Source organism: Paenibacillus sp. LT-B23, from assembly GCF_059417685.1.
The window spans coordinates 135,898-155,004 of the sequence record NZ_JBSQBM010000003.1; the positions used below are offsets into that span (position 1 = coordinate 135,898).

The window sequence follows — 19,107 nt, forward strand, 5'->3', positions numbered from 1 at the left end:
ATTCATCCTCCTTGACATTTGGCAAAACAGCATCTGCCCAAGGCTCGAAATCCTGTAAAGATTCGCAACCCCTTGCTGGCTGTGCTTCGCCAAAATTTTTACGCCTATTTATATCGGTACTTCCATATCTGTATTTTCAAGATATATGTGTAAAATACGCGTTGCACACTATATTTAGAGTACGATTTCTATTTTATATCTATATATAGGTGAGGTCAATCACTTTTAAAAGGTTGGGCACAAGGATTGGGGGCAAGTCCAAGCGGGGTGCGGGATAAGCAGAATAACTTTTTTTTTCGTGCGAATTTTACAAATGTACTGGAGTTTTGAAGGATGAAGATGTACGATTTGTCAATAGGAGATACTGTGGTAAATCTACCTTTTACTGTAGGGGGAATACGTATGATGGGAAATGGATTTATGGATTCAGGGTCGTTTGATGCCATATTTTTTATCGTTTTTGGAATCATTGCAATTGGATTTATTGCTATCATTGCCAAGGCAATCGGTACAGGGCTTTCGAATCAAGCTGCTGAGTTGGAGCAACGTTCATGCAAGGTGGTGGACAAGAGAACGAGGGCTCGCGGGGGCTCAGGCGATTTTTCAGCTTCGACAGATTATTATGTTACTTTTGAGTTTGATGGGGGCGAGCGTAAGGAGCTGGAGGTGAAGGATAGGGATTTTGGTATGATTGTCATTGGAGATCGTGGGGAGCTTCGTTATAAAGGGACACGTTTTCTGGAGTTCGTAAGAGTGATGGAAGCGTAAGCCACATTAGCTGGGGGCGGGTAACTGCCAGGATACCCATACATAACCGAAGGGAAGATGTACTATGCCGCATATGATTGGGGAACGCATCGTGCTGAGAGAGTATCGTCAGGAGGATATACCGGAAATACGAAAATGGGTCAATGACCCGGATATTACACGCGGTTTGAGCGATGTTTTTACTTATCCTCATTCTCAGACGAATAGCGAAGCCTACGTACAGATGATGATCGACGGTAACTCCGAGATCAAGGGCTTTGTTATTGCACATAAAGACACACTGGACTATATTGGACAACTGGATTTATTTAAAATCAACTGGTTGAATCGGCACGCCACGCTCGGCATTGTGATTGGGCGCGATGATAACCTGGGCAAAGGCTACGGACGTGAAGCGATCCGGCTATTACAGAAATTTGTATTTCATACACTGAACCTGAATCGGCTGGAGCTGGAGGTCTATACATACAACGAGCGTGCATATCGCTGCTATCTGGCCTGCGGCTTCAAGGAGGAAGGTCGGCTGCGGCAAAAGCTGTTCAGGGAAGGCCAATACTATGACATCATTCAAATGGGCATTTTACGAAGTGAGTATAAGGCTGCGGAGCAAACGACGGAATCTCGATAATGAAAGCACATAAGTTATTTTATTCCGTCAGCTTTCTTCAATTTTTTATGAGTGAGATTACAGGGACTCGCTCATCTTATTTCTCTTAGCCAAAGGACTTTCTCTGCAAAGTGCGAACTTCTTACTGGTTGTATACTTTGTAAGTATTTTTCTTTTTGAAATTCCTACAGGTGCGATTGCAGACAAGCGAATCATAGAAGCCCGCGAGATTGCGGGCTTTTGGGGTAGATACCTGACATATTGAACATTTTATTCGTAATATCCCTCGGTTGATTTGTGTAATTGTTTGAATTGATTAGCATCATGACCGAACCACACTTGAGAATTCGTCCGTGCAGCCAGAGTGCGGATTTTTTCCACCGTATCCCGGTAACCAAGCAGATCATAAATAATGCCTGGCGGCTTGACGGGTGGACCGTAGCTTTCCGCTGAATAAATAGCATCCGAAGCGAGGATGATCCCCCCTGTCTCCGGCAGTTCAATATGCAAGCCTATCATCCCCCAAGCATGCCCGCTGCCAAAGTTGAGGATCTTGATGCCTTCAGCCAGCTCCAGGTTATCCTGATGGCGTTTGATTGTTTTCCACTGCAAGTGATTTTTGATCCATGCATCAATGTCCGCCCAGACATAAGCTCCTTCTTTTACATTACGGGCATAGCTCTGCAGCGCACCGTTCAACTCATCCTCATGTACGATAATGGTAGCGTTCGTGAACATTTCCAGGCACCCCGCGTGGTCCAAATGCAAATGAGAGGCAATGACGTACCTAATTTCCTCGGGTCTTACGTTCAACTGCTCCAGCCGGTTATGCAGGTAACATTCCTCACTGGCCACCCAAGGAGATGCCAATTGCGTTGATTCGGCCCAACGCCCTTCGCTGCCCATCGAGTTCGGATTACATGCTGTATCAAACAGAATCTTTCCCTCAGGATGGTCGATCAATACTGTATAAATGGGGAATTCTGCGAATTCTGTTGACGCATTAGGATTGTTAATCGTAGCCGGGTTATGCATCGCAATTATCCAGTTCTTGTCCATGCTCATTCGTCCGTTATCCATCACATACAGTTTAGGCCGCGGTTTAATAATATTTGGCATGTTTGTTTCCTCCCAATGAAGAGTAATTTACAAGTAGATCTCTGACTTCACTCGTGACGGTTACGCTGCCGTAGCGGCAGGTATAGACATACCTTAATATAAAATCTAAACTTACATAAGGAGGCACTTTAATGTGTCCAGGGTACTTTTAAGTGCATAGGAGGGGATAGGATTTGACATCTTCAATCACCAAAAAACAACCCGACATCACGCTGGCGGGTTGTGGCTATAGCAGAGTTCTCGAGATTATTTCCAACAAGTGGACGGCGCTCGTCATTTACGCATTGGAGAATGGGCGCATCAGATACGGGGATATTTCAAGAAGAGTCGAGGGCATCTCCAAAAAAATGCTGACACAAACGGTACGAAAGCTGGAGCGGGATGGGCTAGTCCAACGCCATATTACACCAACAGTACCTGCTACTGTGGAATATTCGCTAACCCCTTTAGGCGAAACCTTACTTCTACCGATGAAAGAATTAAGACAGTGGGGCAGAACGAATTATTCGCATGTAGAAGAGGCAAGAGTCAATTATGATCTGAAATACAGTAAGTGAAGATTTAGATTGTGCTTATCATCGGCTTGTTTATCAGCTTTTCGAACTCGGCGGGGAATACATTTCAACAGCCACGTCAGATCGGCCTTTCCGAACAAGGCATTTGGATCATGGGAATCATCAAGACAGTCCTGTAATCTTTCATTATATAAGCAAAACTCGAACATACTGAACTTGAAAAATAAACATCAAAACGGAGTAGGCGGAATGGTGCTGTACAAGCGAAGCGGTCGCTTTTGTCCCCGGATTTCTACCTAGTTATATGATTATTCAAGAAATCCGGGGGCGGTGGCGATGGGAAGCACCATCCGACTGCGTAGTGGCACAGTAAGTAACTTTTAAGTTCAGCTTATTTGATCGTTATTTTTCCCCGTTCCACAGCTTGAGCCTGTTTTGGATCAGTCCGCTGTAGATTTCCTCAGCCTTCGGCACACCTGCTTGATCCAACTCTTGGAGCATGCGGTCATAGACAGCATCAAATTGATCCGGCTTGGCGAGTACAGCTTCGGGAATCCGTTTGCGCACAATGTCCTGCGACTTCTGATAAATGACATTGTAGTTCGTATTGGTCGGAACGGGCATGTTGTAGGCGGCGCCCCATTCTTTTACCGGAAAATCTTTTTCGTTCGGGAACAGGTCCTTCCACGTTCGAGCATTGTAGGCTTGCAGGGATTTTTTTTCGGCCGGGCTGTAATTTTCGGTAATCATCTCCGGATAGTTCGTCGTATAGTAGTTACCGGAAGGGTCCTTGATGCTGTCACCGTAATGGGGTCCCCATATCCAATATAAACCGATGCCCGACTCTCTCATAAAAGCGGAAGTATCGGTGTTTTTACGTTGCTGCACATCGGGCGGAATAACCCGTTTGCCATTCTCTACATTGTAATGCTGGCCTTCGATTCCCCAGTTGCGCAAAATTTGTCCTTCGTCGGAGGCCAGAAAATCCAGAAACTTGATGGCACGCACGGGATTTTTGCACGAGGTTGTAATTCCGATCCCGTATGCAGCATCAAAGCCGAGTGGCTGGAGGGAATGATCCTCATATTTCTCGCTTAACGTGACTGGAAAATGCGCGTAGGTAAATTCATCCTTGCCTGACGCTTTGAGTGCGTTTTCGGCATCCTGATAGTTCCATTCCTGATCGATGAGTCCAATCACACGACCTGCGGCGATTTTGGACTTGTATTGATCGCTTTTTTGCACAAAAGTGTCTTTATCCAGCAGTCCTTCGTTGTACATGTGATTCAGCCAGCGAAAATATTCCCGTTCCTCCGGGCGTTTGTAGTGGAGAATGGCTTTATGCGTCTTGGGGTCGATATAATACTCTCCATCATCCGGTCCACCTGTAGCGGTAACTGCCGGATTGGTTACGGTAATTTGAATTTTCCAATCTTCGGCATCAAGGGAGAGAGGGATGGTAGGCTGACCGTTAGTGGTGGGGTATTTGGCGACATAGTCCTTGAGCGCTTTTTCAAAATCCTGAACAGTGCGAATTTTCGGATAGCCGAGCTTCTCAAGTGCCTGATGCTGGATTTCGAACCCGGCTTGTGCGTCAAATGCGATGTGATCTACGCCCAAATTGGTTGGGATCGTGTAGATGGCAGGGTCGTCATGGCTATATTTAATACGGTTAAAATAATCTCCGTACACTTTCTTGATATTGGGGCCGTATTTGTCAATCAGGTCGGTTAAGTCAATGAGTGCCCCGGCATCGACCAGCTTACCGACATCGCTTTTGGGGTAGACCAGATCAGGATATTCTCCGCTGGCAGCCATCAAAGCAAACTTTTCCTCACTCCGGCCATTGACGGCATGTTCCCCGTTCAGTGTGACGCCCGTTTTTTTGATGATTTCCTGCCCGACTGCATCCTTCATATTATTCCAGTTGGAGCTGGCGTCACCACCAAAAAAAGTAAGTGTAACAGGACTGGTGTCATCGGGATTTTCCTTTTCTGCCGTACCGCCTGTTCCGTTCGCGCAGCCCGTTGTCACGAGCAGCAGCAAAGCCAGGAGCAGGATGGAGCCTTGTCGTACCGACCTGTTTTTGAACATCTGCAAAATCCCCCTTTATAAGTATGATTTACATAATGTAAGTGCTTTCAATAGTAAATTGTAGGAAATAGCGAGCCTTCCGTCAAGTCATTTCTGTTGATTTGTTATGTGTTTGTTTTTTTATTATGCAAACATATTTTGGTGGATGGTGTGGATTTGTGCAAATCTATCGTTTGATGATCTAAAACAAAGTGTGCTACGATGATACCAGTTTATTAGTACGCCCATGTATTGGAAAGGCAGAGGCAGAAAAAAAGATTCCGAATAGGGTTGGGTGAGAAGATGCGTGGAAAAGTAACGTTGCAGGAAATTGCGGATGCGGCGGGCGTTTCAAAGTTCGCTGTTTCGCGTGCATTGTCCGGCAAGCCCGGAGTAAGTGAGGAGACGAGGGCAGTGTTGGTCAAGCTGGCTGCCCAGATGGGCTATTTTCGCAATCATCCAAAGACAACGGGGGTGGAACCTCGGGACACGGATGCCGGGGAATGGTCGGGCACTGTGCTGGTGTTATTTCCGAATATACGGCACCAGAACAGAGAATCCAGGTATTGGGGTCCTGTGTTTGAAGGTATTTCCGAGCGTCTGAACCGAAAGGGGATGAACATGCTCACGTTAACGGAGCCTTCGACAGAGGATATGTTTTCTTTGCTGAATCCGGAGGCGATCAAGGGCATTATCACGGTGGGGTCCATTTCCACTTCAATATTGCTGAATATTTATCGGATGAGCATTCCGGTCGTCATGGTGGATCATTGGGATTCTGCGTTTTTAAGCGATACGGTGTTCACGGATAACCGCACGTGCATGGGCGAACTCATGAGAAATGCGCTGTGCAGAGGCTATACCCGCTTTCAATTTGTCGGAAACATCGACGATGCTCACAGTTTTTATGAACGCTGGGAAGCTTTTCGCTCCGCACTGGAGCTTGGAGGAATATCCTTAAAGCAAAACAGAGCTTTGCTACGCATGGGAGCGCAGGAGCTTGCCGAGGAATTGGACAAGCTGACCGAGGATGAATTGCCGGAGATGTTCGTATGCGTGAATGATGTGACTGCCGGGCATGTGGTGGATGGGCTCAAACGAAAGGGAATTGACGTCCCCAGGCGCTGCGGGGTGACCGGTTTTGACGATATGAGCGACCAGATGCCGATTTATGCTACGGTGAGAGTGGATAAGGAACTGTTGGGCATGCGTGCGGTGGATCAATTGCTATGGCGCATAACCAACCCGGATTCGCCTGTCGAGAAAAAACTGTTACATGCAGATCTGGTCGTACGGGAGGGGTATGCGCCGCGGCTCAGTCAGGGTAACGATGAACATGAACACCCAATCAGCACAATCAAATATAGTTGATGTCCAGATATAGATGATCGAGCTCCATACGGGGGAAGATAAAAAGTCGCTTTTTAGCCTTTTGGGGCGAGGCGACTTTTTTTTGTTGTTTTTCGATTTGTTTTGTCATAAAAAACGATTTGACTATTTTGTTAGCTTAATGTTATTTTTGTTATGTTATAGAGGAGTTCAGATGTTCCCAATCATCCTTACAGGGAGGCTTGCGACGATGTTCAATGTGACAGGGTTGTATAACTGGAGGTTTAGGAACGCATCAGGTGAAGAGTGGCTTAGCGCGAAAGTACCGGGATGTGTGCATACGGACCTTTTACGACATGGCAAAATTCCTGATCCTTTTATCGGAACGAACGAGGCGGAGGTACAATGGATTGACAAACAGGACTGGATATACGAAGCCTGTTTTGAAATGAAAGCGGATCAGCTTCAGTGCCCATGTGTAGAACTGGTGCTGGAGGGCTTGGACACGTATGCGGAGGTACGAGTGAACGGGCATCCCGTTTTGTCAGCCAACAATATGTTTCGGATATGGAGGCGGGATGTGAAGGCATGGGTTCAGCAGGGAGAGAATCGGCTGGTAATCGTGTTCCGTTCTCCGATAGCTGTGGATGTACCCAAGCTGGAGCAATTGGGTTACGCTCTTCCCGCGCCAAATGATCAGTCCGAAGCAGGTGGTTTGGCGGACAAAAAGGTAAGCGTTTTCGCACGTAAAGCTCCGTACCACTACGGCTGGGATTGGGGACCGAGGCTGGTGACGAGCGGCATTTGGAGAGAGGGGCGGGTGGAGGCATGGTCTGGTCTTATCGTTAGAGACTTGTTTATCCGGCAGGATGAAATCAGTGCAGACGGAGCCAAACTAACGGCAGTGGCAGAGATCGAAAATGCGGGTGAGATCAGGGTAGCGGATCTTCGTATTTCGGCTGACGGCAGGGAATGGCTGAAGCCTGTTCGTCTGTTGAAGGGAAGGCAAACGGTGGAGCTGGAGTTGTATATGGAGCGACCCAGGCTGTGGTGGTGCCGGGGACTGGGAGAGCCGCATCTATATACGTTTGCAGCCGAGCTTGTGAACCGGGATGAAGGAACTGTCATCGCGGAAAAAACGGTAAAGACGGGCTTGCGTTCCATTCGTCTTGTGCGTGAACGGGATGCGGCGGGAGAGGGCTTTTATTTTGAGCTGAACGGGGTTCCGGTGTTTGCGAAGGGAGCCAACCATATTCCGAATGACAGCTTTCCGACGGAAGTGACACGGGAGAGGTATCGGCATGAGATTGCCAGCGCTGCTGCCTCTCATATGAACATGTTGCGGGTCTGGGGTGGCGGTATTTATGAGGAAGACGTATTTTACGAGCTTTGTGATGAATACGGTTTATTGATATGGCAGGATTTTATGTTTGCGTGCAGTATGTACCCGGGAGATCCAGCTTTTTTGGACAATGTGGCTAAGGAAGCGGAGGACAACATCAAGCGTCTGCGCAATCATCCATGTATCGCGTTATGGTGCGGTAATAATGAGATTGATTCAGCTTGGGCGCATTATGAGGAGAACGGGGGCTGGGGCTGGAAAAAGGATTATACGCCAGCGCAGCGAGAGCGCTTGTGGTCTGATTATGAGACACTTTTCCACCGGATTTTACCGGAAGTGGTACACATCTGGTCCCCGCAGACGGCATATTGGCCCTCGTCTCCACTGATCGGCCTGTCTGGTGACCGAAATCAGCATGCTCATCCGTCTTCGACGGCGGGGGATGTTCATTACTGGGGCGTATGGCACGCATCTGAGCCGTTTGAGAATTACCATGTGCATGTGGGGCGTTTTATGAGTGAATATGGCTTTCAGTCCTTTCCCGAATACAAGTCCGTGCGCTTCTATGCAGAAGAGAATGAGCTGGAGCTGGAATCAACAGTAATGTTGGCGCATCAGAAGAACGGGGCAGGCAATCGCCTGATTAAAGAATATATGGAACGGTACATGCGGGAGCCGAAGGATTTTAAAGCTTTTCTTCCCATGAGTCAGATTTTACAGGCGGAAGCGATGAAAATGGCCATCGAGGCGCATCGGCGTCGCAAGCCTTACTGTATGGGCACATTGTATTGGCAGATGAATGATTGCTGGCCCGTTGCCTCCTGGTCGAGTATGGACTATTTTGGTCGCTGGAAGGCGCTGCAATATACGGCTAAGCGCAGCTTTGCCGATGTGCTGCTGAGCGTGGCGGATACAGATCAGGGCAATAAGGAGCTGCATATTGTCAACGATACGCTAAAACCTGTTCAGGGCACGCTGCGGCTGACGCTTTTGCAGATTCGGGACAGCAAGACTATCCATGAAGAGGATATTCAGGTAGAGCAGCAAGCTAACGCAGCGGGGCTGGTACATATACTGCCTGCCTACAAATGGCTGAATGGACAGAACCCTGCGGAGCATATGCTGGTCGCACGTCTGATAGAGAACGGTGAACAGGTGGCTTCCTGTGAAGTTTATTTTGCTGATACAAAAGAGATGGATTTGCCACAGCCGAATATTGAAGTGATAGAAGTACAGGGAAGCGGAGGAAGCCGCTTTATACTTTGCTCGGATGTACTGGCGAGGCATGTATGGCTGTCAGCGGAGCAGGAAGGCATTTTCAGCGATAATCATCTGGATCTGGCACCTGGTATTCCGAAAACGGTGGAATTTTTGGCTCTGGGCAGGGGGGGCTCGGCTTTTGAGGTAGCTTCTCCGGGCAAGCTGACGGTACGTTCATTGGTAGATTGGATACAAGGTTAGAGAACAGTTCAGGTTTATCCGTACTTCATTTAGGCGGATAAGCCTTTTTTGCTGTATAAATGATTTCATGATGATATGTATAGCGTTTTCATTATGTTAATATATTTAACATAAATGAGTTTTTGAATTGAATATTAACGGATATTTGTGAGAAATCTATCTATTCAGCCTCTTATTTTGGTAGAATAGGTTCAAAGTATAATCAAGATCGCATTAAAGCTGACATCACGAGTATGCTTATTGTTGGACGAAGCTCTATAAAGAGGGCCGTGAAAGCATTGGGCGACAGGGGGTATATGATGCGAAAGAGCTGGTACAGGAGATTGCTTTTTTCCTATTTCCCGATTTTTATGTTGACCGTGTCTATTCTCATTTTTTTATCCTTCCTGATCGTGAATGAGATATCGCGTAATGAAACCGGGAAGGCGAATCGGATTACGACCGGATTTGTGATGGACAGTGTGGAAAAGTCGCTGACGAAGGTAGAAATGGACGTATTAAGCGAGGCGGAAACCAATAAGAGTTACAGCTACTTTTTGAATGGACAGGCGCAGAGCGGCAGCACGATGTTGTATGGACTGGCAGGAAGCTTGCGTGCGCTCAAGGATAATCATGAATTGGTACATTCCATTTATATTTACAGGATGAAGGATCAAAAGGTACTAACCAGGAGCGGTCTTCAGGATGCCAAGACATTTGGCGATTATACGTATATCGAGCAGGCACTGCGATCTGAGGATCGGCAGTGGTCACCTGTGCGGGAATGGAAGGAGCCGGGCAAACATACGTCAGATCGTGTGATTTCGATGCATAAGCGGCTTCCGTTGCCGTTCGGGGGACAAGGGCTGCTGGTAATCAATATCGGTGTGTATCCGTTGGAACAAATGATCGGTCAAATGACGAATCCGGCGGTTTCCTATCTGGTGATTAAGGATGGCAGTGGATATACGATCTACCCGTCTGCATCCGACACAGGGGAGGCTGTAAAGGAGAAAGACGGACAACAATTGACTCATCTGCCGTCGGCTAGACTGGGCTGGAGCTTCGAAAGCGGCATTCGTGCCGGGCAACTGTTCGAGTGGGTGTCTGTCATTTCCTACGTTTGGATTGTGCTCGGGCTGGCTGTTGTCGTCTTGGCAGTAGTTTACATTATCTATGTAACACGCAGAAATTACCGACCGATTCAACTGATGATGCAGCGTATTCAACAGTTGCCGGGCAATCCTGATGAGGGAACCAACAAGGATGAACTGTGGATGATTGATCACGCACTGCAAAATCTGATTCGGCAAACGGTCGATTATGAACAGCAAGAGCACGCTAATGTACTTATTCGGCGACGGCAATTGTTCCTTGACCTGATGGAAGGTACAACCATGGAAACGGCCACAGTGCGTTTGGATAATCTGTCTCCTTTTATGGACGGTACCCAGAGAGATGCTATCCGTGTCTACGCCGTCATGGTGGTAGAGCTACATGATCTGGAACTGGAGCGACCATACACAACCGAAGGACCACAAGCGGGTAGTAGAAGTTCAAATGAGCATGTGGGTGAAGATCAACGCCTAAGCCTGTCGTTGCTTGGTGTGATGCAGGAGCTTGCAGCCACTTATGGTTGGCAGGGCTGGGCAGAATGGATGAGCCGCGAAAGAATTGCCATTTTGCTGCGTAAAGAGGATGGTGATGGGGAAGGATTGCTGGCTGTGAAGCTGCAAGAGATGGCGCAAACGGGCTGCGAGTGGCTACAGGGTCATCTGGGTGTACAGCTCACCATCGGAATTGGCGGCCAGACTCACGAGTTGGAGTATATTAAGGATTCCTATCTGGCGGCTGTTTCTGCCCTTCGGTATCGGTTAACGCTCGGGGTACGCGATATTGTGACCAGTGACCAGGTTCCGCAGGACAATGAAATTCCGTTATATACGTATCTGCCGCTGATTTCGGAGACCATCCGTTCTTTTCGGTTGGCCAGCCATGATTGGCGTGGACAGTTGGAGGGTCTATTCGCAACGATGGAAACGGACAAGTTGAAGGATGGGGATATTTTAACCGTGATTCAGTGGCTACAGGAGCTGCTGGAACGGGAAATGCGCGAGATGAAGGACGTGTCGGGCGCATTGGATCGCTATTTTAACGGTTCGGAGGCGCTAAAGTGGAGAGGTGAGGTCGAATCAGCCCCTTCGCTGGCTCTGATGCACACTCTGATGCTGGAGCACATGACCACCGTGTACCGGACTTATGTTGCAGCCAGTGAAACCAAGAGCTATCGGGCTATGGTCAGTGAGATGAAACAATATATTGAAGAGCATTATACGAATCCGGATTTATCTTTGAATCATTTGAGCGAACGTTTTGATGTGTCGCCTAAATACGCCAGTCATTTGTTTAAAACTGAGTTTGATATGAAATTCGTGGATTTTTTGACCCGGTTGCGTATGAACCATGCCCAGCAAATGCTGTGTAACACTACAGAGACGGTTCAGCACATTGCAACCCAGGTCGGTTATGCCAATTCGATTACCTTTGGACGGGTGTTTAAGCGTGTGGTTGGCGTAACGCCGGGAGATTATCGCAAGCTGAGATTGAAGCCGGAAGATTCATCATTAACAGGGGGAGCGCTTTAGGCGCTCGCCTTTTTAGCATTTTATTCGTTAAAAGGCGGGCAGACGGTGTTGGTTTATGGAGTGGAATTTAGTTTATTGCGGCCCAGGGGGACAAATGCGATACTTATGTCCATATCTTGAACCTACAGGGCGTCAACGGCCGATGTATTGGAAGGCATGAGGGCGAACCGGAATGACGGAGGATGGGCTATGGCGGACATAGATGTACAAAAGCAATATGGGGATGAGCCGAAGGCTTCCGGCTGGGCGGCAGGCATTGATGTCGGCGGGACGAAGACGCTGATCTGTATCGGTACAGCGGAACGGCAAGTGGTGGTGAGGCATAAAATTCCGACGGTTCATACGAAGGATGCCGCCTTTTTCTTTGAAAGTCTGTTCGGGGAGCTGGAAAGCTGTCTGGAGCAGCAAGGCTTGACGCTGGAGCAATTAAAAGGAATCGGCATCGGCTTTCCCGGTGTGGTAGATAACGATAGCGGCAGGATCACTCACGCCCCGGCGCTCCAATGGAGCATGCACGACAGTACACATGACAGTGGTATATATGGCGGTATACGATCAGTCATTGGACAGCGCTATAGCGGACGCTTGGTGCTGGATAATGATGTGAATATGGCTGCGTTGGGAGAGCAATGGCTGGGCGCAGCGCGGGGATTACGTCATGTGCTGATGGTAACGGTAGGCACAGGTATTGGAAGTGGTCTTATTTTGAACGGGGAGCTATACAAGGGAGCCGCCAACGGAGCTGGGGAAATGGCCTACTGGATTGCAGGTGATGAACAGGCGCGGCAAGCGGCAGAGCGAAGAGGGACGGACGAGTTCGGTGTGTTCGAATCTTTAACGTCGGGTACGGCAATAACGCACAGTGTAAAATCGGCCCTCGCATCCGGCATACCAGGTATGCACATGGTACGGCTGGCGGATGGCCAACGGGACCGTGTTGGGGCGCGACATGTTCTGCAAGCAGCAGCCGAAGGAGATGTGGAAGCACAGACGATTCTGGAGCCTGCGCTGGCTCATATGGCGATGGCTTTGACGAATGTGATCAGCTTGCTGAATCCGGAAATGATCGTTGTAGGCGGCGGTGTGGCTGAAGGGAGCACGTATTATTTGGATGAAATTCGGCAAAGAGTAGCCTTATGGACGGACATTCCTTGTACCATTGTACCTGCTGGGCTGGGTAATGAAAGCCGGGGCCATCGGAGCGCTGGCGACGATTCTGGGCAGCACGGTACGCTAAACAACAGGGAGGATTCCAGATGGTTGGCTCACAAATGCTGAAGCTGCGAGGCTTTTATTTGTTTATTGGTTTGGCTGGGGGGATGTTTAACCCGTATTTGACGTTACTGCTGGTTCAGAACGGGTTGACGAGCACCAGTGTTGGTGCGCTGATGGCGATCGGTACGCTGGTATCCATTCTGGTTCAGCCGATCTGGGGGATTATTGTGGATCAGCATCGTCAAATGCGGCTGGTGCTTATTTTGAGTGTGGCTGTCCCAGGTGTAATGGCGGTATGTTATCAGTCGGAGCATTTTGTGCTGATGGCGCTTGTATATTCGATTATGGCTATATTCACGGCAACACAGGCGCCGATCGCTGATTCCTATGCGATCGTGACAGCGAAAAAGGCAGGAGCGACCTACGGCAGCATACGATTTATGGCGAGTATAGGTAATGCGGTAGGCGGTTATGCCGGGGGGCTGTTCGTGTCGCTTCTATCGGTGTCCATGATTTGGGTGCCCTTTTTGGTACTGAATGGTCTTGCAGCCCTAACGGCGCTGGCGCTCCCCAAAAATACGGAGGAAGATCTGGCGTTGCGCAATTCGTTTTCTGACGGTATCGGTCAATTAATCCGCAACAGGACGTTTTTAATATTTTTGGGTGGCAGCTTTTTAGTGAATCAGACGTTGACCGCATTTAACACCTATTTTGTACTGGCTTTTAAAATGTCGGGAGGACCTACGGGGTTGGTCGGGGTTGCTCTACTGGTTGCTTCCATTACGAATGTGCCCTCCATGCTGCTGGCTTCCCGGGTGATTCGCAGGATTGGGCTGGAGAGAACCCTTTTGCTAGGGGCTGTAGCCTATATGCTGCGTTGGGGAGTTCAACTGGCATTTCCTGATCCTGCGGTTATGATTGCTGTGCAGGTGTTGCACGGGCTGTCGTTTGGATTTTTCTACATTGCGGCCGTTGAATATGTATCGCATGTGACGGAAAAGGATATGCAGGCCACCGGACAAAGCGTGTTCAATATGGTATTCGCCGGACTGGCGGGCATTGTAGGTAATCTGTTGAATGGATACCTCCTTCATGCCGGGGGGCCGCAGTTAATGAATCTGGCTTGTCTGATCAGCGCGACCTTAGGTGCGTTAATGATGGTTTATGTATCACGCAGCCGTAAAGATGGAAAGACAGAGAAGGTGCGCAAGCTATCCATGAGTCTTCCATCAGAGACTTCGGCGCAGGAGTAGTATAGTGAAGCTACTACATCGTTAAAAATGAACAAAACGCAGAGAGCATCCTAACCCTGATGAGAGGGAGGGTGCTTTTTTTGTGCAAAAGCAACTTTTAAGTCACTTTATATGTCAACATACCTAACACTATTCGAACGGAGAAAATAGTTTATCCACAGGAAAATAGTGATCTTTTATAAAAGTAAGCGTTTTATCGTATTTGGTAATCGCTTTCATCTAAACTGTTTATGATCGGGAAACTAGTTTATTGTCAGTTTTCCTACGCTCATGTCATACTAAGGCACATCCCGGACCTACACGGACAGATACATGCCAATGCATGATATGCCATAACCTTCTTATAAGAAGAGGGGCGAACGGGAAAAAGCAGACAAAGGGGTGTTCAGGAATGAGAGGAAATAAGGCTGGAGGAACATTGAAGAAGCTGCGTCTGCTGCTTGCAGCTACAGTTGCACTGTCGGTTGTATTGAGCGGATGCTCGTCGGGTGAGGCGGATAAAAGTTCGACGGCTACCGGAGACAAGGGTGGTTCATTGAAGGTTGAAATTTTTGACAGAGGCAACACACCTCAAGGCTACACCATTACTGACAGCTATTTAACCCGTTATGCAAAAGAGAATTTTGGCAAACCCAACAATATTGATCTATCATATGTGCCTGTTCAGCGCTCGGAAGAGGTCACCAAGCTGAATGTCCTGATGGCGAGTGGCGGCGATGTACCTGATATCGTATTCACTTACGATTCCGGCACTTTTGAGCGGTACGCGGAGCAGGGCGGACTGACAGACTTGACCCCACTGCTGAATGAGTACGGCCCGAATCTCAAAAAATTCCTCGGTGAAGATACGCTGAGCTACGGTCAGGTGGAGGGCAAGCAGTTCGCCATTCCGGGCAAGCGCACTATTTTAGGGAAATATTCTTCCTTCATACGCCAGGATTGGCTCGATACACTGAAAATGCCTGTCCCTAAAACGACAGACGAACTATATAACACGCTCAAAGCGTTCAAGGAAAAAGACCCCGGCAAGACTGGTGGCAAGGTGGTTCCACTGGGGATGACGATGGAGCCGGGACAATATGATCCGCTGCTGTGGTCTTTTATCAAGCCGGTGACGGATGAGCAGAAATATACGCTGACTCAAAAGCTGGGTTCCCGTGACTATCCGATCCTGCTGCCTGGATTCAAGGACGGAGTTCAGTTTATGAACAAGCTTTACAATGAAGATTTGATCAGTAAGGATTTTGGTTTGGATAAGGATAAAAAACAGCTGACTCAAGACATTCAAAGCGGCAATACCGGCTTTTTCAGCGAAGATTACGACAACATTTTTTACAACGACTCAGCTTATCCAAATCTGTTGGCCAACCAGCCGAAGGCGAAGCTGACGCCAATGGACCCGTACACCAACAGTGAAGGCAAGCATGCCAAGCCGGAATTTGCATCCAATGGTCTCTATATTATGGTACCTAAATCCAGTGAGCATGCGATTGAGGCGATTAAGTACCTCGACTGGATGTCTTCCGAGAAGGTGCTGCTCGATATGCAAAACGGTGTAGAGGGTGAAAATTATACCTTGAAAGATGGAATCCCGGTTGCCAAGGAAAATCCGACACAAGAAGCACAGGACCGTATCTATAATCAGGGCGATGTGGTTATCGTTGCAAACGGCAAAATTGCAGGCGATGATGAGAAAAACAAGCAAGCCTTTATTCTGGGCATGCCGTCCCAGTTCCAGGAGGATGTTCGCAAGGCGATGGATATTTCCAACACGGATACCGTACCTCCGCTGAAATTTGACCATCCGATCAAATCCGAGTCCAAATACAGCAACTCGCTGCTGGACAAGTTTGATGAAATGGTTGTGAAATCGGTAATGGCACCACCTGCACAATTTGATGCAACCTATGAAGCGGCATTGAAGGATTATATGGCAAGCGGCGGTCAGGCGATACTGGATGAGCGCACCGAGGCTTACAAGGCCATGACAGGCAAGTAAGAAGGCGGAATGTAAAGGAGGAGACAGCGCATGAAAGGGAACGTTTACTTCCGCAGATATTGGCAATTATACGCGTTGCTTGTGCTGCCCTTGGTCTACTTTATTGTATTCAAATATGGCCCGATGTGGGGCGTGCAGATTGCATTTAAGGATTTCAACTTTTTTCAGGGAATTACCGGAAGTGAATGGATCGGATTTGACGCGTTTCGGGAAGTATTTCGCATGGACGATTTTTATAGAACACTGCGGAATACCATCGTGCTGAATCTGCTTGATCTGCTGGTATCTTTTCCGGCACCCTTGGTCCTGGCGATTTTACTCTATGAAATGAAAGTAGTCTGGTTCAAGAAGCTGTCGCAGACGATTTTGTACATTCCCCATTTTATCTCGTGGGTAATTATCGGCGGGATTGTGTACCAGGTATTTGGTACGCAGTCCGGCATGATCAACAATGTGCTGACCTCGCTCGGATTTCAGGCGATTCCTTTTTTGACGGATAAAAATGATTGGGTGATCACCTATCTGCTTACGGGTGTGTGGCAAAGTGCAGGCTGGGGAACAATTTTGTACCTGGCTGCGCTGACCGGAATTAACCGGGAGTTGTTCGAGGCCGCTGAGGTAGATGGCGCAGGGCGCATGAAAAGAATTTGGCACATTACGATCCCAGGTATGAAAACGACGATTGCTACGCTGCTCATCATTAATCTGGGCAATATGATCACCATTGGCTTTGATCGTCCTTATGTTATTGGCAACGTGGCGGTTCGGGATTATTCCGATGTATTAAGTACGTTTGTATATCGTATCGGAATGGAATCCGGGCAATATACGCTGGCAACGGTGGTGGGGCTGTTTCAAGCGGTGGTCGGTCTGATCTTCGTACTGGGCGCGAACTATGCTTCCAAGAAGCTGACGGATGAAAGTATTTTGTAAGTGGTAAAGGAGTTGACACCTGATGAGTGAACGTACTGCGAACCGCACCTTTGATATCGTAACCACCCTATTGGTGGCTGTGGCTGTACTGCTGTGTTTGGCCCCGTTTATTCATATTTTGTCTATTTCCTTCAGCTCAAACCGGGCTATTACGTCCGGAGAAGTTACCCTGTTCCCGGTTGAGTTCAATCTGAAGGCGTACGGGAAGGTTTTCTCCGATCTGAGCATGATTCGTTCGCTCGGTTTTACGGTCATGCTGACTGTGATCACGACGGTACTGAGTATGCTCATGACGGTGATAGCTGCATATCCGTTAACGAAGAAAAATTTAAAGGGCCGCAAAACGATTATGTTTATTATTGTGGTGACGATGTTTTTCAGTGGCGGCATCATTCCAGAATACATTCTGGTGCGCGATCTGCATTTGCTGAATAATATGGGGTCCCTTATTTTACCAGGTCTGATCAGCCCGTTTTATCTGATTATTCTGATTTCCTTCTTTAATGGGATTCCAGAGAGCTTGGGAGAAGCGGCAGAGATTGATGGCAGCAGTCAATTTGGCACTTTGATTCGGATTGTGCTTCCGCTATCCCTGCCTGTGCTGGCGACATTAAGTCTGTTTTACGGTGTGGGGCGCTGGAATGGGTTTCAGGATACGCTGATGTATATCCAAAACCCGGATTTGTTCCCGTTGCAGCTCAAGCTGTATCAAATGATTCAAAATAACATGGTATCCGAGCTGTCGAGGCTGGAAGGAGCGAGCGGTGCGAGAATTACACCTGAAGGGCTGAAGGCGGCGAGTGTCATTTTCGCAACGGTTCCGATCCTGCTTGTTTATCCTTGGCTGCAAAGGTATTTTGTAAGCGGCGTGATGCTTGGAGCAGTGAAAGGATGATGACGATGAAGGCGAAGGGGGAATACTCCTTTTCCACCTGTTGGAATATAAAAAAGCATAAAGTCGGCCGAGAGCTTGTGGAGGAAATCCGCGAGCTGGGCTTTGGCCGGGTGGAGCTGAATTATAACATTACCCGGGAAATGCTGACGACAATCGAGCCTATGATTGAACGGGGAGAAATCGGCATATCGAGTGTGCATAATACATTTCCACATACGACCGACCCGGATTACGGTATGGATTCCGTTCTGCTCGGGTTTGATGATGAGACGAAGCGAAAACGCGCGATAGAGCTGCTGTTACAATCTGCGGAATATGCGCATCGTTATGGTGCAAAGGCGGTGGTTGTGCATCCTGGAGAGGTTCCGTTTCCTTACGATATCAGCGGTGAGTTGGAAGTGATTTATCGTGAGCAGGGCAGGGATTCGGCAGCTTATCAAGCGCTGTGGGCACAAATGCTGGAACGGCGGAATGCGCTGAGTGGGCATTATGTACAACGTATCCGCGACAGTTTGGAAGAGGTATGTGACCGTATTGCCTCCAAGGGCTATGATGTAGCGATTGGTATTGAAACGCGTTCACGCTGCTATCAGATGCCTACCTTACAGGAGGCCAAGACGATCATAGACGATTTGAAGGGTGCACCCGTATATCTGTGGTATGACATTGGACACGGCATGATCATGGACCGGATGGGGTTGTACGATAATGCCAAGGAAGCCAATGAAATGATCGATTATATTCTCGGTGTCCACATCCATGAAACGATAGGATTATCCGATCATTGGTGCCCGTATATTCATAGCGGCGATTTGGAGTTCTTCGATCGTTTCGTTCAGATCATCCGGCAGGCGCCAATCAAGGTGTATGAACTGAAAGCAGCATGCCAGCCAGAGGACATTGAACGCAGCCATGAGTTGCTGACAAGCAAGATAGCTAAACTTCAGACGCAAGGATGATCAACGATTATGCAT

General features: G+C 48.2%; 14 protein-coding genes. 12 read left to right on the top strand and 2 right to left on the bottom strand.

Annotated features, from left to right (window positions below; translation table 11 throughout):
• Positions 1-405 precede the first annotated feature (405 nt).
• Positions 406-768, top strand: a complete 363-nt coding sequence (locus ACWXW9_RS05475) for a DUF2500 domain-containing protein (protein WP_494928807.1) — start codon at positions 406-408, stop codon at positions 766-768.
• A 64-nt stretch (positions 769-832) separates the two neighbouring features.
• Positions 833-1,396 (top strand): GNAT family N-acetyltransferase, encoded by a 564-nt coding sequence (locus ACWXW9_RS05480; protein WP_494928617.1) that lies wholly within the window; start codon positions 833-835, stop codon positions 1,394-1,396.
• A gap of 249 nt (positions 1,397-1,645) precedes the next feature.
• On the opposite strand, the gene ahlS is transcribed toward ACWXW9_RS05480, so the two are convergent.
• On the bottom strand, positions 1,646-2,494 hold the full coding sequence (gene ahlS / locus ACWXW9_RS05485) for an AhlS family quorum-quenching N-acyl homoserine lactonase (RefSeq protein WP_494928618.1): 849 nt from the start codon (positions 2,492-2,494) through the stop codon (positions 1,646-1,648).
• Between the two features lie 173 nt (positions 2,495-2,667).
• On the opposite strand from ahlS, the gene ACWXW9_RS05490 reads away from it, so the two are divergent.
• Positions 2,668-3,051 (top strand): winged helix-turn-helix transcriptional regulator, encoded by a 384-nt coding sequence (locus ACWXW9_RS05490; RefSeq protein ID WP_494928619.1) that lies wholly within the window; start codon positions 2,668-2,670, stop codon positions 3,049-3,051.
• A 360-nt stretch (positions 3,052-3,411) separates the two neighbouring features.
• Here the strand turns inward: ACWXW9_RS05490 and ACWXW9_RS05495 are convergent, their stop codons facing one another.
• Positions 3,412-5,103, bottom strand: coding sequence for an ABC transporter substrate-binding protein (locus ACWXW9_RS05495; RefSeq protein WP_494928620.1), 1,692 nt, complete (start codon positions 5,101-5,103; stop codon positions 3,412-3,414).
• 282 nt (positions 5,104-5,385) lie between these two features.
• Between ACWXW9_RS05495 and ACWXW9_RS05500 the strand changes: the two genes are divergently transcribed.
• The 9 genes from ACWXW9_RS05500 (at position 5,386) to ACWXW9_RS05540 (ending at position 19,092) form a co-directional block, all read left to right on the top strand.
• Complete coding sequence (locus ACWXW9_RS05500) at positions 5,386-6,453, top strand: LacI family DNA-binding transcriptional regulator (RefSeq protein WP_494928621.1); 1,068 nt, start codon at positions 5,386-5,388, stop codon at positions 6,451-6,453.
• A 208-nt stretch (positions 6,454-6,661) separates the two neighbouring features.
• A complete protein-coding gene (locus ACWXW9_RS05505) occupies positions 6,662-9,214 on the top strand; it encodes a beta-mannosidase (protein ID WP_494928622.1) in 2,553 nt (850 codons plus the stop codon).
• A gap of 350 nt (positions 9,215-9,564) precedes the next feature.
• A complete protein-coding gene (locus ACWXW9_RS05510; protein WP_494928623.1) occupies positions 9,565-11,838 on the top strand; it encodes a helix-turn-helix transcriptional regulator in 2,274 nt (757 codons plus the stop codon).
• A 189-nt stretch (positions 11,839-12,027) separates the two neighbouring features.
• A complete protein-coding gene (locus tag ACWXW9_RS05515) occupies positions 12,028-13,116 on the top strand; it encodes an ROK family protein (RefSeq protein ID WP_494928624.1) in 1,089 nt (362 codons plus the stop codon).
• Positions 13,095-14,306, top strand: a complete 1,212-nt coding sequence (locus ACWXW9_RS05520) for an MFS transporter (protein WP_494928625.1) — start codon at positions 13,095-13,097, stop codon at positions 14,304-14,306. The genes ACWXW9_RS05515 and ACWXW9_RS05520 overlap by 22 nt, the downstream gene beginning before the upstream one ends.
• Positions 14,307-14,697: 391 nt before the next feature.
• Complete coding sequence (locus ACWXW9_RS05525; protein ID WP_494928626.1) at positions 14,698-16,305, top strand: extracellular solute-binding protein; 1,608 nt, start codon at positions 14,698-14,700, stop codon at positions 16,303-16,305.
• A 30-nt stretch (positions 16,306-16,335) separates the two neighbouring features.
• Entirely contained in the window at positions 16,336-17,238 is a 903-nt protein-coding gene (locus ACWXW9_RS05530) for an ABC transporter permease (RefSeq protein WP_494928627.1), read from the top strand.
• Between the two features lie 22 nt (positions 17,239-17,260).
• Positions 17,261-18,133 (top strand): carbohydrate ABC transporter permease, encoded by an 873-nt coding sequence (locus ACWXW9_RS05535; RefSeq protein WP_494928628.1) that lies wholly within the window; start codon positions 17,261-17,263, stop codon positions 18,131-18,133.
• Positions 18,130-19,092: a sugar phosphate isomerase/epimerase family protein gene (locus ACWXW9_RS05540; RefSeq protein ID WP_494928629.1), complete on the top strand. Its 963-nt coding sequence runs from the start codon at positions 18,130-18,132 to the stop codon at positions 19,090-19,092. The genes ACWXW9_RS05535 and ACWXW9_RS05540 overlap by 4 nt, the downstream gene beginning before the upstream one ends.
• Positions 19,093-19,107 lie beyond the last annotated feature (15 nt).